General features: G+C 48.9%; 13 protein-coding genes and 2 tRNA genes. 6 read left to right on the forward strand and 9 right to left on the reverse strand.

Going from position 1 to position 13837, the window contains the following annotated elements:
* Positions 1-239 precede the first annotated feature (239 nt).
* The 6 genes from NNC77_RS00530 to NNC77_RS00555 all read left to right on the forward strand — a co-directional run bounded on the left by NNC77_RS00530 (position 240) and on the right by NNC77_RS00555 (position 6814).
* Positions 240-917: a LysE family translocator gene (locus tag NNC77_RS00530; RefSeq protein ID WP_118253816.1), complete on the forward strand. Its 678-nt coding sequence runs from the start codon at positions 240-242 to the stop codon at positions 915-917.
* 82 nt (positions 918-999) lie between these two features.
* The gene (locus NNC77_RS00535) at positions 1000-1554 is read left to right on the forward strand and encodes a DUF4924 family protein (RefSeq protein ID WP_006846332.1); all 555 of its coding nucleotides are present in this window, start codon (positions 1000-1002) and stop codon (positions 1552-1554) included.
* Positions 1555-1612: 58 nt separating this feature from the next.
* On the forward strand, positions 1613-3199 hold the full coding sequence (locus tag NNC77_RS00540) for a peptide chain release factor 3 (RefSeq protein ID WP_234564313.1): 1587 nt from the start codon (positions 1613-1615) through the stop codon (positions 3197-3199).
* 69 nt (positions 3200-3268) lie between these two features.
* Positions 3269-5029, forward strand: coding sequence for a chloride channel protein (locus tag NNC77_RS00545; RefSeq protein WP_234564327.1), 1761 nt, complete (start codon positions 3269-3271; stop codon positions 5027-5029).
* Positions 5030-5109: 80 nt separating this feature from the next.
* Positions 5110-6204 carry a methionyl-tRNA formyltransferase gene (fmt, locus tag NNC77_RS00550; RefSeq protein ID WP_234564314.1) on the forward strand — a complete coding sequence of 365 codons (1095 nt, stop codon included), beginning with the start codon at positions 5110-5112 and terminating at the stop codon, positions 6202-6204.
* 37 nt (positions 6205-6241) lie between these two features.
* Positions 6242-6814 carry an L-threonylcarbamoyladenylate synthase gene (locus NNC77_RS00555; RefSeq protein ID WP_118079018.1) on the forward strand — a complete coding sequence of 191 codons (573 nt, stop codon included), beginning with the start codon at positions 6242-6244 and terminating at the stop codon, positions 6812-6814.
* A gap of 202 nt (positions 6815-7016) precedes the next feature.
* On the opposite strand, the gene NNC77_RS00560 is transcribed toward NNC77_RS00555, so the two are convergent.
* The 9 genes from NNC77_RS00560 to rlmN all read right to left on the reverse strand — a co-directional run bounded on the left by NNC77_RS00560 (position 7017) and on the right by rlmN (position 13775).
* Positions 7017-7092, reverse strand: a tRNA-His gene (locus tag NNC77_RS00560).
* 34 nt (positions 7093-7126) lie between these two features.
* Positions 7127-7202: transfer RNA gene (locus NNC77_RS00565), tRNA-His, on the reverse strand.
* Positions 7203-7280: 78 nt separating this feature from the next.
* Positions 7281-7676: a preprotein translocase subunit SecG gene (gene secG / locus NNC77_RS00570; RefSeq protein ID WP_006846337.1), complete on the reverse strand. Its 396-nt coding sequence runs from the start codon at positions 7674-7676 to the stop codon at positions 7281-7283.
* Between the two features lie 36 nt (positions 7677-7712).
* On the reverse strand, positions 7713-8492 hold the full coding sequence (locus tag NNC77_RS00575; RefSeq protein WP_119237145.1) for a tetratricopeptide repeat protein: 780 nt from the start codon (positions 8490-8492) through the stop codon (positions 7713-7715).
* 112 nt (positions 8493-8604) lie between these two features.
* The gene (locus NNC77_RS00580) at positions 8605-9126 is read right to left on the reverse strand and encodes an LptE family protein (RefSeq protein ID WP_234564315.1); all 522 of its coding nucleotides are present in this window, start codon (positions 9124-9126) and stop codon (positions 8605-8607) included.
* Entirely contained in the window at positions 9123-10487 is a 1365-nt protein-coding gene (locus tag NNC77_RS00585; RefSeq protein WP_254969585.1) for a sigma-54 interaction domain-containing protein, read from the reverse strand. The genes NNC77_RS00580 and NNC77_RS00585 overlap by 4 nt, the downstream gene beginning before the upstream one ends.
* A gap of 161 nt (positions 10488-10648) precedes the next feature.
* A complete protein-coding gene (locus NNC77_RS00590; protein ID WP_234564317.1) occupies positions 10649-11746 on the reverse strand; it encodes a PdxA family dehydrogenase in 1098 nt (365 codons plus the stop codon).
* Between the two features lie 8 nt (positions 11747-11754).
* Complete coding sequence (locus NNC77_RS00595) at positions 11755-12690, reverse strand: DUF4837 family protein (protein WP_254969586.1); 936 nt, start codon at positions 12688-12690, stop codon at positions 11755-11757.
* A gap of 17 nt (positions 12691-12707) precedes the next feature.
* Positions 12708-13775 carry a 23S rRNA (adenine(2503)-C(2))-methyltransferase RlmN gene (gene rlmN / locus NNC77_RS00600; RefSeq protein ID WP_254969588.1) on the reverse strand — a complete coding sequence of 356 codons (1068 nt, stop codon included), beginning with the start codon at positions 13773-13775 and terminating at the stop codon, positions 12708-12710.
* Between the last annotated feature and the right edge of the window lie 62 nt (positions 13776-13837).

Here is a 13837-nt window from a genome sequence, read left to right on the forward strand (position 1 = left end):
TTTAAATATAAAAAATTTTAATTTTTTTTTTTTTTTTTCTGCCAGACGATTTGCTGTCCGAAGTTTCTCTGTTGCCCTAAATCCTGTTTATATTCATGCAGAACATCCGCATAATCCGTGTAATCCGTGCCCGAAAATATAAAAAACGGATATAAAATGAACTTTTAGGCGAAAAAATTGTGCTTTGTGCCCGAAATTTTGTAACTTTGCCGACTGTTAGAAATTGTAACGATACTAAGATGAATTTAGCATTTCCAATTGAGATAAACATCCTTGACTTCATATTCAAAGGAATTGTCATCGGTGTTCTTGCCTCAGCCCCTATGGGGCCGGTAGGCATCCTTTGCATCCAGCGTACACTCAACAAGGGTCGCTGGTATGGGTTTGTAACAGGTGTGGGTGCCGCATGCAGCGACATTGTATATGCTCTGTTTACAGGCTTGGGCATGAGTTTTGTGATGGATTTTGTGAGCAACTCCGAGAACAAGTTCTATCTTCAGATTTTCGGCAGTCTGATGCTCCTCGTGTTCGGAATCTACTGCTTCAAAAGCGACCCGATGAAGAACATGCACAAGTCGAGCAACAAGCAGGGTACCCTGATGCACAACGGCATCACGGCGTTCCTCGTAACACTCTCCAATCCGCTCATCGTGTTCCTCTTCATGGCCACCTTCGCGCAGTTTGCTTTCGTCGTACCGGATATGCCGGTAGAAATGGGAGTAGGGTATCTCAGCATCGTCTTCGGAGCCCTGCTGTGGTGGTTCGGACTCACCTGGCTCGTCGACAAGATAAGGAACAAGTTTGATACCAACGGCATCGTCATAATCAATAAGGTAATAGGCAGCGTGGTCATCATCTTCTCCATCATCGCTCTCTTCGGCACGATTTTCAATCTGTATCATCTGCCGGAATTTTAAAAGTCCTTAAACAGGTCTTTAAACACCCCTTCAATCAGAAGAAGGCAAAGCATAAAGTTCAAAAGTTAACAGTTCAAAGTTTATGTTTGTAGCACAAGAATTAAGAAAGAAAAGTATCGCAGAATACTTATTATATATGTGGCAGATTGAGGACATCATCCGAGCTTACGGATGCTCGCTGCCTGTCATCAAGAAAAATTATGTAGACCGGTTCGACTTTACACCTGAGCAGCGCGAGGAAGAACTCGACTGGTTTGGCAACCTGATTCGCATGATGAACGAGGAGGGAAAGCGCGAGGGAGGACACCTTAATATTAATAAGGTGATACTCAAGGACGTCATTGACCTGCACGGCATGCTGCTGCAGAGCACCAAGTTTCCTATCTACAATGCCGAATATTACAAGGTGCTGCCTTTCATCGTAGAGCTGCGCCAGCGGGGCGACAAGGATCTCAACGAGATTGAAACCTGCCTCGATGCCCTCTATGGTGTGATGATGCTGCGCCTGCAGAAGAAGGAAATTACGCCCGAAACCGAAAGGGCCATCAAGGAGATTACCGTCTTCATTGGTCTGCTCAGCGATTATTACATCAAAGACCGAACCGAGGGACTCAAGTTTGATGATGACGACATGTAGGGATTAGTTATTAGTGATTACTTTTTAAGAATATACATTATTATATATATACAACAGGATGAACGAAATAGAAAGAAGAAGAACATTTGCTATTATCTCTCACCCGGATGCTGGTAAGACAACATTGACCGAGAAGTTTCTGCTTTTCGGTGGACAGATTCAGGTGGCAGGTGCCGTAAAAAATAACAAGATTCGCAAAACTGCGACTTCTGACTGGATGGATATTGAGAAACAGCGTGGTATCTCGGTATCTACATCTGTAATGGAATTTGATTATCTCCCTGCCGGACAGGAGGGAGAACCTTATAAGGTGAATATCCTGGATACTCCAGGTCACCAGGACTTCTGCGAGGATACCTACCGCACACTTACAGCCGTAGATTCAGCCATCATCGTGGTTGACTCTGCCAAGGGTGTGGAGGCACAGACCCGCAAACTCATGGAGGTGTGCCGCATGAGAAATACCCCGGTAATCATCTTCATCAACAAGATGGACCGTGAGGGACGCGACCCGTTTGATGTGCTCGACGAGTTGGAAGCAGAGCTCAAAATCAAGGTTCGCCCGCTGAGCTGGCCTATCGGTCAGGGCGCCCGTTTCAAGGGCGTTTACAACATCTACGAGCATCAGCTGAATCTCTTTACCCCTAACAAACAGCGAGTTACCGAGAAGGTAGAGGTAGACATCCAAAGTTCAGAACTCGACGAGCGGGTTGGTGAACGTGAGGCTGCACAACTGCGTGAGGAACTAGAACTGGTAGATGGTGTTTACCCTGAGTTTGAGGAAGAAACCTACCGTTCGGCCGAGGTAGCACCTGTGTTCTTCGGTTCGGCACTGAACAATTTTGGTGTTCAGGAACTCCTCGACTGTTTTGTTCATATTGCTCCATCTCCTAGACCCACCCAGGCAGAGGAGCGACTGGTGAAGCCTGAAGAACCTAAGTTCAGTGGTTTCATCTTCAAGATTACAGCCAATATTGATCCAAACCACCGCTCCTGCATCGCTTTCTGTAAGATATGCTCGGGCAAGTTTGTGAGAAATCAGCCATATTACCACGTGCGCTTGGATAAGAACGTGCGTTTCTCTTCGCCTACCCAGTTCATGGCACAGCGCAAGAGTACCATTGACGAGGCTTATCCGGGTGATATTGTAGGTTTGCCAGACAACGGTATTTTCAAGATAGGAGATACGTTGACGGAGGGAGAGAAGATGCATTTTCGCGGTTTGCCAAGCTTCTCTCCACTCCTTTTCAAGTACATCGAGAATGATGACCCGATGAAGAGCAAGCAGTTCCAAAAGGGATTGGAGCAGCTCATGAACGAGGGTGTGGCGCAGCTCTTCGTCAACCAGTTCAACGGCCGCCGCATCGTGGGCACGGTTGGTCAGCTGCAGTTCGAGGTTATCCAGTACCGCCTGGAGAACGAGTACAACGCCAAGTGCCGCTGGGAGCCCGTGCATCTTCACAAGGCTTGCTGGATAGAGGCAGATGACGAGAAGGAACTCGAGAGCTTCAAGAAGCGCAAGTACCAGTACATGGCCAAGGATATTGAGGGGCGCGATGTCTTTCTTGCCGATTCGGGCTACGTGTTGAGCATGGCGCAGCAGGATTTTGAACACATCAAGTTCCATTTCACATCGGAATTCTAAATCAATGTAAAAAAGATGGATGAAGAAATTCTAGATTACAACGAGCAGAAAGAGGGATGGGTCAGTAAGATGGTGGATTGGCAGAAAAAACATATTTCTGACCGCCAGATGACCCTTATCCTGGCTTTTATCATCGGCCTTCTGGCGTCGGTGGCAGGATATTTCCTGCACGGCATCGTGCACGAAATACAGCTGCTGCTCACTTCGGGATTCAACCAGAGCACCTACAACCTGCTCTTCCTGCTCTTCCCGATTGTGGGCATTTACCTCACCATGCTCTTTATTAAATATGTGGTCAGAGATAATATTTCCCACGGTATCACCCGTGTGCTTTACGCCATCTCTACCAAAAATTCCAAGCTCAAGGCCCACAACTGCTGGTCATCGGTGGTGGCATCAGGTATCACCATCGGTTTCGGTGGTTCCGTGGGAGCCGAGGCTCCTATTGTGCTCACGGGTTCGGCCATCGGGTCAAACCTGGGGCAAATTTTCCGCATGGACAAGAAAACCATGATTCTGCTGGTGGGCTGTGGCGCCTCTGCAGCCATTGCTGGAATCTTTAAGGCGCCTATTGCCGGACTCGTGTTTACGCTTGAAGTGCTGATGGTAGACTTGAGCATGGCTTCCTTGCTGCCTATCCTTATCAGTTGTGTAACAGCTACTTGCTTTACCTACATCCTGATGGGATCCAAGAGCCTTTTCGATTTTACGCTTACCAGTCCGTGGGCGCTCGACCGCGTGCCTGCCTGCTTGTTATTGGGCATCTTTTGCGGTTTGGTGAGCCTTTATTTCATGCGCACCATGTCGGCATGCGAGGGCTTCTTTGCCAAGCTTTCGCCTTATCCATACGTAAAGCTGCTCTTTGGTGGACTGATTCTGAGTTCGCTCATCTTCCTCTTCCCTTCGCTCTATGGCGAGGGATATTCGGCTGTCAACGTGCTGCTGAAGGGACAGAATGTGGAAGACTGGGGGCAGGTGATGAGCCGTTCGCTCTTCTACGGGCACAACCAGCTGCTCATCCTCTACATCGCCTTGGTAACCTTTACCAAGGTTTTTGCCACCTCGGCCACCAATGGTAGTGGCGGATGCGGTGGTACCTTTGCTCCTTCGCTCATTATCGGAGGTTTTGCCGGTTTCCTCTTTGCGCGTCTCTGGAATGTGAATCAGGTAGGTGTCTATGTTCCTGAGCAGAACTTTACACTGATGGGTATGGCGGGCCTCATTACGGGCGTGATGCATGCCCCGCTTACGGGCATCTTCCTCATCGCCGAACTCACGGGCGGCTACCAGCTCTTCATGCCGCTGATGATAGTGTGCATCTCTTCGCTGCTCACCATCAGCATCTTCGAGAGTCACAGCATCTACGCCCTGCGTCTGGCTAGAGAGGGCAAGCTGCTCACCCACCATATTGACAAGGCTGCGCTCACCCTGCTGGGCATGCAGGATGTCATTGAGAAAGATTATCATCCGGTAGGTCCGGATCTGCCGATGAGCAAGCTGGTGAGTGAGATAAGTCGCAGTAACAACAACTTTCTGCCTGTTTTGGATCAGGCGGGTGTGCTGTTGGGAGTAATAGATATTACGAAGATTCGCCACATCATCTTCCGCACCGAATTGTATCAGCATTTCACCGTGCGTCAGCTGATGATGCAGCCTTCTGCAGTTCTTACCGAACATGACAGTATGGACGAGGTGATGCAGAAATTTGATAAAACCGATACCGCCCAACTGCCTGTGGTTGATGTGGCAGGCGTACTGAAGGGTTACATCAGCCGTACTAGAATCTATTCCATGTACAGGCAGATAGTAGCGGATATGTCGGCAGAGTAGGAGTTTTAAGTGAAGAGTGAAGAACGAAGAGTGAAGAATTCAACGGCTTTGCTGGTTTTATTTTAAAATATTAGTGTTTTATGGAGAAGAAGGATTTGAGAATTGTTTTCATGGGAACACCGGAGTTTGCGGTGGAATCCCTCAAGCGCCTGGTAGAGGGCGGTTACAACGTGGTGGCTGTGGTTACGCAGCCTGATAAACCGGTGGGCAGACATCAGGATACGCTGCAACCTTCGCAGGTTAAGCAGTATGCCGTAGAGCATGGTTTACCGGTGCTGCAGCCTGTAAAGATGAAGGACCCTGACTTTGTGGAGCAGTTGCGTTCTTATCAGGCTGACTTGCAGGTGGTAGTTGCTTTCCGCATGCTGCCTGAGGTGGTTTGGGCGATGCCGAAATATGGTACATTTAATGTGCATGCAGCCCTCCTTCCGCAGTATCGCGGTGCGGCGCCTATCAACTGGGCAGTGATTAATGGCGAGAAGGAGACGGGTGTTACCACCTTCTTCCTCGACCACGATATTGATACCGGTCGCATCATCCTGCAGAAACGTTTTCCTATTCCGGAGACGGCAAATGTGGAGTATGTTTACGACGGGTTGATGCATCTTGGTGCTGAACTGGCGCTGGAAACCATTGATGCGCTCATCGCTGCCGATGGCAATATCGGTTCCATTCCTCAGAGCGAAATGATAGGACAGGGTGCCGAACTCAAGCCGGCTCCGAAAATCTTCAAGGATATCTGCCGCATCGACTTCCACAAGCCTGCTAAGCAGGTGTATGATTTCATCCGCGGTCTTTCTCCATACCCTGGTGCATGGACTGAAATTAAGAAGAAGGAGACTGTAGTATTCTTTGACGATCCTAAGGGAGATGATGATTACGTGAGGTTCCCTGAGCCTACTACTCATCCATCCCATAAGCAGAGTACACAGAAAATTCAGGTACTTAAGATATTTTCTACCCGTCTTTCATGTATGAAGCGTGGTGATGCGCCTGTGGGATCGCTCCGCGTTGAGGGGAAGTCGTTACAAGTAGCCTGCCTTGATGAATGGCTCATTATTCAGGAGTTGCAGCTCAGTGGCAAGAAACGCATGGATGCTTCTGCTTTTCTCAATGGTATGAAGGACATAGCTTATTATGAGTGTTTGAAGAAAGATGTTAGTGACGATTTTTAAGATTCAAAAGATTTTTGATTTTTAGTTTTATAGTATTATGACTGTAGAAGAAGACATCAAGCGTGCTATAGAGTGCATGCGAAAGGGTGGAGTGATACTCTATCCTACAGATACCGTATGGGGCATAGGATGCGACGCCACCAACCCTGAAGCGGTAAAGAAAGTTTATGAAATAAAGAAACGTGACGATTCTAAGGCGCTTATCTGCCTGATAGATTCTGCTGACCGCATGGCGCGTTATTTCCGCAATGTGCCACAGGTGGCATGGGATTTCATCGATGCTGCTATGCCTGTAAAGCCTACTACGGTTATTCTTGATGATGCGAGTGGAGTGGCTAATAATTTGGTAGCAGAGGATGGAAGTCTGGCGATGCGTATAACCTATGAGCCTTTCTCCAAACAACTCTGTTACCGTTTTCAGAAGCCTATTGTAAGTACAAGTGCTAATGTGAGTGGTGAGCCTGCTGCACAGAATTATCGCGACATCTCCGAGGAAATCCTCAATGCTGTAGATTATGTTTGCTGGAGCCGCCGTCAGGAGCATAAACCTCATCAGCCTTCCAGCATCGTTAAGATTGCTAAGGATGGTGAAGTGAAAGTAATCAGATAAGTTTTCTATTCATCCTTATATGAAATGCCTGCTAGAGGGATATATTTCTTCCCTTAGCAGGCTTTTTTTTGTATGTTTTCAGTCTATAATATACTTAAAGAAGTACTATTGCAATTCGTTTATATGACAAAAAAGAATTTCCGCTCAATACGGATATATAACAAGAAACCCTGCAAGAAATGAATCTTGCAGGGTTTATCTTGGGTGGAAGGTGGGACTCGAACCCACGACATTCAGAACCACAATCTGACGCTCTAACCAACTGAACTACGTCCACCATATTGGTTATGTTTTGCTTTTTCAAAAATAGTTGGGTGGAAGGTGGGACTCGAACCCACGACATTCAGAACCACAATCTGACGCTCTAACCAACTGAACTACGTCCACCATATTCTTGTTAAGCGGGTGCAAAGGTACGAAAAAAAAATGGTTCTACCAAATTTTTTCGTACCTTTTTTCTTATTTTTTATTTTGCAGGGCTTGTTGGAACAACTGGAGCTGCCTTTTGGGCATCTGCACCAGCTGCAGGAACAGCCTTCTGAGCACCTGCTGCTGCATCCTTGCTAGCACCTGGCATAGCAGGAAGAGCGGTCTGCTCCTGAGTGGCTCCCTCCAAAACACTGCTTTCGCCAGCTGCCTGAGGGGCTACATAAGCACATGCCACGCTGATGACAACCAAGGCAGCAGCGAGGCCCCATGTTAATTTCTCAACAATGTCAGTGGTCTTGCGAACACCCATGATTGAGTTGGTTGAAGAGAAGTTACTTGCAAGTCCACCTCCCTTTGATTCCTGGATGAGCACGATGAAAATCATCAGGATAGCTACCAGGACGATTAATACTACTAATAATGTGTAAGCCATTTTTTAAAACTAGTTTTATTTATTTATTATTCTTCTTTATTTCTTCTTGCTGTTCAGCATCAGTTTCTCAAGGAATCTGAGCTGGTCAACATAATATCCGTTCTTGTCAGGATGCTGCTGATGCAGGCGGCTGATGATTTCGTAAGCCCTCTGATACTTGCCCTGCTTGATGTAGATGCGGGCGAGGGTTTCGGTGAATACACCGCTGTTTTCCTCTTCGCCATCCTTGCCGGAATCGGTCTGAAGTTCGGGAGTAAATTCTGGTTTGTAATCTTCGTCCTGCTGGATTTTTGGCAGTTTGAAACCGCCATCCTCCATAAAGTCGTCGATGAGACTCATGGTGCGCGAAGTATCTTCTGGCTCCTGCTGGTCTTCGGTCTCCATGAGATAAGCCACATAGTCTACAGCCGCGTCAGCAGGTGTAGGCTTACGTTTCTCCTTCTTCTCTTCTTCGTCTTCTTCCATAGGAATGGATCCCAGGAAGTGGTCGATGAGGTCGCTAGTACGGTCTCCGTGTTTTTCTGCTCCTATTCCTCTTACGCCTTGCTGCTTGTCGGATTCAGCCTCTTCAGGGGCGTTTTTTATCTGATAGTGGGCTGCCTCTACCATCTCGAAGATAATCTTACGGTCGGTGATGTAGATGGCTGCACGGCGCAGTTCTTCGTCGAAACTCGGGTCGTGGAGCAGGTACAGATTCTTCAACATCAGCAGGCGTGCCGTCTGATAATACGGATATAAGGCCAAGAGGGCGCGCAAGTCGTAGAGCGTCTCTCGGTTCATTTCCTCCGGGTGTTGTATCAATCTGCTTAATTCCACGATATTTTTACTTTACTTTATTTTACTTTGAACTTTGAACATTGAGTTTTGAACTTTATGATTAGTAAAGCCGTTGAATTCTTCACTCTTCACTTTTCGTTCTTCACTTACTTTACCAGTTAGCTACCGTAGCGTTGAATATCTGGTCTACCAGGTCTTTGATAATCTGGGTTACCAGTTCTTCCTGCACCGAGGCAAGGCTCTGAGTGGTGTCGTAGGTCTTGGCAGATGTAAACTGCTTTTCAAAGTCCTCGGCATGGTTCTTGTTGTTGGTGAAACGTACGTTTACGGTGATACTGAGCTCAGTCTGTGCTGAGTATCCCTCAGAACTAACCGACTTGTTGCGCTGAGAATATTGGGTGATTTCGCCCTCTATCTTCAGGTCTCCGTTGCGTGACACCTGGATGAGCTGGGTGTTGCTGGCAAACTTATCCTTGAGTTCGTTGTTGAACATCGGACCCATCGGACCCCACACATACGAACTTCTGATAGGGAAGTCGGCTATCTGTATGGTCTTGGTTTTGGTGTAGTCGATGCTGGCACCGTTGAACTTGTAGCTCACGGAGCATGCTGCCATGACCGCCACCATCAGTGTGACTCCTATTATATATAGGTACGCGCGTATATGCTTCATAACTTATATTTGTTAATCTTTCTGTACAGAGTTCTGTCGGAGATTCCCAGTTCTTCTGCCGCTTTCTTGCGGTTTCCGTTGTTTCTCTCCAGTGCCTTTTCTATCATCTGCTTGCTGAGGTCGCTGAGGTTCAGATTCTCGTTTTCTTCCTTGATCTCCTCAATCTCAGCATCCTCGGCTTCGGGTTTGTAAGTGCCCCTAATGCCTCCTGTAGCTATTTCCTGACGGATGTGTTGTAGCTCGTCGAGATCGGTAATCGGAGGTACGGACGATACCGGAGAAACCGATGGAACGGATGATACGGACGGAACCGGAGAAACCGATGAAACCGGAGATACGGATGATACTGGAGCTACCTGGGTATTCGGCTGAACCGGAGAAACATATCCGCCTGTACCGCCCAACTGGCGGGCCTCATCGAGTTGCTTGCGCAGGCTGTTCATCTCTCGTCTCAGGTCGCTCACGTTGCCCCTCAGTTCGTAGAGAATCTTGTATAGCAGTTCGCGCTCGCTGGCGTAGCTATGGTCGTCCTTGCCATCCTTCTGTATGGTGGCGAGCTGTGTAGACTCCTCATCTCTCGGAATAAACTGGGTGAGAGTCTGTGCATCGATTTCTCTTTCTCGGCTCAGCACTGACATCTGTTCGGTAATGTTCTTGAGCTGTCTCACATTTCCCGGCCACTTGTATTTCAGCATGATCTGTTTGGCCTCATCTGAGAGTGAAATCTTAGGCAGACGGTATTTTTCGGCCATCTGCATGGCGAAGAGGCGGAAGAGCAGGAGGATGTCGTCGCCACGCTCTCTCAATGCAGGCATCTGTATCGGGATGGTGTTGAGGCGGTAGAAGAGGTCCTCGCGAAAGCGGCCTTCGCTCACAGCCTTGCGCATGTTTACGTTGGTGGCTGCCACGATGCGGACATCCGTTTTCCTTATCTCAGTTCCACCCACGCGGATGTATTCTCCCGTTTCGAGCACGCGCAGCAGTCTTGCCTGCGTCTGTATCGGGAGTTCGCCCACCTCGTCGAGGAAGATGGTACCCTTGTTGGCAATACCGAAGTATCCTTCGCTTTCGCCTATGGCTCCAGTGAAGGAACCCTTCTCATGTCCGAAGAGTTCGCTGTCAATGGTTCCCTCCGGAATGCTTCCACAGTTGATGGCGAAATATTTCTCTCTGCGGCGTGGCGAATTGTCGTGAATCACCCTTGGAATGATTTCCTTACCCACACCGCTCTCGCCGATGATGAGCACGGAGAGATCGGTCGGCGCTACCTGTAGGGCTACGTCGAGCGCATGGTTCAATCCGTCGCTGTTACCGACGATATTGTAGCGTTGTTTTATCTTTTGTAGTTCGGAAGTATCCATTTAGCTGCCAAAATTACTCATTTTTTCTGAATTATCTGCATTTTTTTTTTATTTTAACGTTCGGGAGGTCTGATTACAGGGCAGATTTGCCTTTTTTGCGTCATCTGCCCTCCCGAATCTTTCTTTATTCCGCTTTTTCTCGGGAATAGGGAATCTTTCTCTTATCCCTTTTTCTTAGGGATGGAGAATCTTACCTTCTCACTCTCGTCACGCTTCTCGTGGTAGAGTTTAGGCAGTGGATTCTCGTAGGCCTCATCAAAGTCTTCGCGGTTGCAGAAGGCATCCAACGCCAAGTAGATGGCGTGGCGGAAGGAGATTGCATCGGCTTCGTTGCAGCCCGTGATGCTGTAGCTAGGAGTGGTGTTGGCGGCGGTGTGCACGAGTGGAAGACCGGCAGTAAAGAGTACGCCATCCTCGGTGTAGAGAGAATGGAACGGGGTAGTAGCCTGATCATGATACATGGCCATGATGCCGTCGAACTCTACGAAATGGCCGTTGCCGAAGAACTCGTCAGCAGGGTAAGGACCAAAAGCTTGTATTTTCTGCTCGGCAAGCTGGTCAATGGCTGGGATGATGATGCTGGCTTCCTCTGGTCCGCAGCTCTCCTCACCGTTGTTGCTAGGATTCAGGGCGAGCACGGCGATGCGCGGGTTGGTAATCATGAAGTCTCGCTTCAGTGATGTGTGCATCTGCTTCACCTTCTCGATGATGAGCTCCTGGGTGATAGCTGCCGGCACATCCTTGAGCGGAGTCTTTCCAGTTACGGATGCGATGCGAAGGTCGCCGCCGCAGAGGATGGAAAGGCCCTTGGCACCTTCGCCCAGGCAAGTTTCAATGTATTCCTTGTGGCCCTTGAACTGGAAGCCCTCAAATTGTGCGTTCTGGTTGTTTACCGGTGCGGTAACGAGCACGTCGAAGAGCTCGTCGCGGTAGTCGGTCATGGCTCGGTCAAGTGCCTTGATGGCTGCCGTACCCGATTCCTGAGTAGGCATGCCCATGTCAACCTTTACCTCCTCGTCTACGGCTGGCAGGAGGTTGATTCTTCCGTCTTCAGCATCTTCTGCTTTCTGGATGATGGAGAACTGGGCAGGCAGATTCATCGCCTTGCGGTAATAAGCTGCCACTTTAGGCGAACCGTAGATGATAGGGGTACAATACTCCAACATCTCTGGCTCACTGAATGCCTTAAAAATGAGTTCGTATCCGATACCGTTGGTATCTCCGTGAGTGATGGCCACTCTAATCTTTTTGCTGTCCATTTATCGTTTTATTTTATAGTAGAAATCGCAGCTTCTAGCTGCTTGATTAATATTTTCTTTTTCATTTCGGGCGCATAGACGAAGCCGATGATGATGATTTCATCCCCCGTTTTTCTCAGGCGGATGCGCCTCATCACGTAGGGGCCTCCCATGGCATCGCCCTTCATCTCCCAGAGTCCTTTTTCTGAAAGGACCGGGATTATCATGTACATGCTGTCGGTTTCGCCGGGCATGTTTGTGCGGAGCATGCTGTCAATCTGCTGCTTCTCTTGAGCAGGAAAAGCATCAGAATTGGCTTTCCCTCTTCGTTCTTCCCTCTTCACTTTCATGAGGATGAGGTTCTTCATGCCCGAACTGGCGTTGTTTGAAATCCATATGAAGTTTCCGGCCTTCTTGCTTGCCTGCATTTCGGCAGGGATGATCATGCTGATGCCGAAGTTCTTCTTTACCAGCTGCTGCATCTCGCGGTTCTGCTTGCTCGGGTTGGTGGAGATGATGGAGGCGAGGTGCTCCAGTTCAGTCTCATCTACGAGCTGGCGCAGTTTCTCGGGGTTGAGTTTCTCTCTGAGTTGCTGCAGCGAGCGGGCAGAGATGCGGATGACGGTCTGCGGTGAAACATTCTCGTTGCGGCTCAGCCTGACTGAGAATTCCGCTGCCGGGATGTTCACTACGATGCGAGTTCTTACGAGCAGGTAGCTGCCGTGGATCTTGCCCTTCTTAACCTGGATGAGCCGGCAGAGCGGTTCGGGTTGGGGCAGGGCAGGCACCTCTTCCGTCAGTATCTTCGTAACGATGCAGTCGGTATCTCCCTCGAGCACCACCTCGTAAGGCTGTCCTGTGCTTTTGGGCAGTTTTCTGTTTCTTCCTCCTCCCGGGCTGCAACTTGCCAGAAAAAGGAACAAAAGACAGCCGGCAAGTAGGATCTTTAAAGATTCTCTAACCATTTTTCCCCCACCTTTCCTTACTTATTCATCTTCTCTTCATCCTCGTGCTCACGGATTTCTCCGATTTTCTTCGAGGTGCTGAGCAGACCGCAGGCGGCGTAGATGTCCTGGCCGCGGCTGGCACGGATGGTGGTGAAGACACCATGCTGGGTGAGGTAATCACGGAACTGCTCCATCTTCTCATCATCCACACCTTGCAGAGGAATGTCTGGAATTTGGTGGAAACGGATCAGGTTGAAGCGGCAGTCAAGTCCCTTCACCAGCTTGATGATGGCCTTGGCATGCTGCATACTGTCGTTTACGCTCTTAAAGACGATGTATTCGAAACTCAGGCGGCGTTGATGAGAGAAATCATAGTTCCTCAGCAGTTCTACTACCTGCTCAATGCCCATGCCCCTTTCGGCAGGCATCAGTTCAGCGCGCTCAGAAGGGATAGGGTCGTGCATGCTGATGGCCACATGGCAGTCGCTCTCTTCCAGGAACCGCTTCAGCTTGTTCTTCACGCCCACCGAACTTACCGTGATGCGCTTCGGGCTCCATGCCCAGCCGTAGTCGGCGGTGAGAATCTCTGTGGCGCGCAGCACATTGTCGAGATTATCCATCGGCTCGCCCTGACCCATGAACACGATGTTGGTAAGCTTGTCCACCTCCGGCAGCGAGTAAATCTGGTTCAGAATGTCGCCTGCAGGCAAGCTGCCCTCAAACCCCTGCTTGCCGGTCTGGCAGAACAGGCAGTTCATCTTGCATCCCACCTGCGAAGAAACGCACAGCGTGGCGCGGTCTTTGTCTGGGATGTAAACCGTCTCGACAAATTTGCCGCTCCGGGTAGGGAAGAGGTACTTGATGGTACCATCCACCGAATGTTGTGCATCGGAATATCCGAAGCATCCTATTTCGTATTCGGCAGCGAGTTTGGCACGGTTCGCCTTCGAGATGTTGGTCATCTCATCAATGCTCTTCACATGCTGCTCATAGAGCCACTTCGCCATCTGCCCACCGGTGAAGGCGGGCATGCCTAAGTCCTTTGCCACCTGCTTCAATTCGGCAAGTGTAAGGCCCAAAAGATATTTTTTTTCATTATTCATACTGCAAAGATAGTGTTTTTTGCCGAAAAATTAGTATCTTTGCCACATATTTTAATATAATA

This window comes from Segatella copri, from assembly GCF_024330485.1.
Taxonomy (GTDB): Bacteria; Bacteroidota; Bacteroidia; order Bacteroidales; family Bacteroidaceae; genus Prevotella; species Prevotella copri_L.

Excerpts from the sequence above, each read along its gene's own strand:
- NNC77_RS00530 (WP_118253816.1), top strand. The coding sequence starts at position 240 with ATGAATTTAGCATTTCCAATTGAGATAAACATCCTTGACTTCATATTC.
- NNC77_RS00535 (WP_006846332.1), top strand. The coding sequence starts at position 1,000 with ATGTTTGTAGCACAAGAATTAAGAAAGAAAAGTATCGCAGAATACTTA.
- NNC77_RS00540 (WP_234564313.1), top strand. The coding sequence starts at position 1,613 with ATGAACGAAATAGAAAGAAGAAGAACATTTGCTATTATCTCTCACCCG.
- NNC77_RS00545 (WP_234564327.1), top strand. The coding sequence starts at position 3,269 with ATGGTGGATTGGCAGAAAAAACATATTTCTGACCGCCAGATGACCCTT.
- fmt (WP_234564314.1), top strand. The coding sequence starts at position 5,110 with ATGGAGAAGAAGGATTTGAGAATTGTTTTCATGGGAACACCGGAGTTT.
- NNC77_RS00555 (WP_118079018.1), top strand. The coding sequence starts at position 6,242 with ATGACTGTAGAAGAAGACATCAAGCGTGCTATAGAGTGCATGCGAAAG.
- secG (WP_006846337.1), bottom strand. The coding sequence starts at position 7,676 with ATGGCTTACACATTATTAGTAGTATTAATCGTCCTGGTAGCTATCCTG.
- NNC77_RS00580 (WP_234564315.1), bottom strand. The coding sequence starts at position 9,126 with ATGAAGCATATACGCGCGTACCTATATATAATAGGAGTCACACTGATG.
- NNC77_RS00585 (WP_254969585.1), bottom strand. The coding sequence starts at position 10,487 with ATGGATACTTCCGAACTACAAAAGATAAAACAACGCTACAATATCGTC.
- NNC77_RS00590 (WP_234564317.1), bottom strand. The coding sequence starts at position 11,746 with ATGGACAGCAAAAAGATTAGAGTGGCCATCACTCACGGAGATACCAAC.
- NNC77_RS00595 (WP_254969586.1), bottom strand. The coding sequence starts at position 12,690 with ATGGTTAGAGAATCTTTAAAGATCCTACTTGCCGGCTGTCTTTTGTTC.
- rlmN (WP_254969588.1), bottom strand. The coding sequence starts at position 13,775 with ATGAATAATGAAAAAAAATATCTTTTGGGCCTTACACTTGCCGAATTG.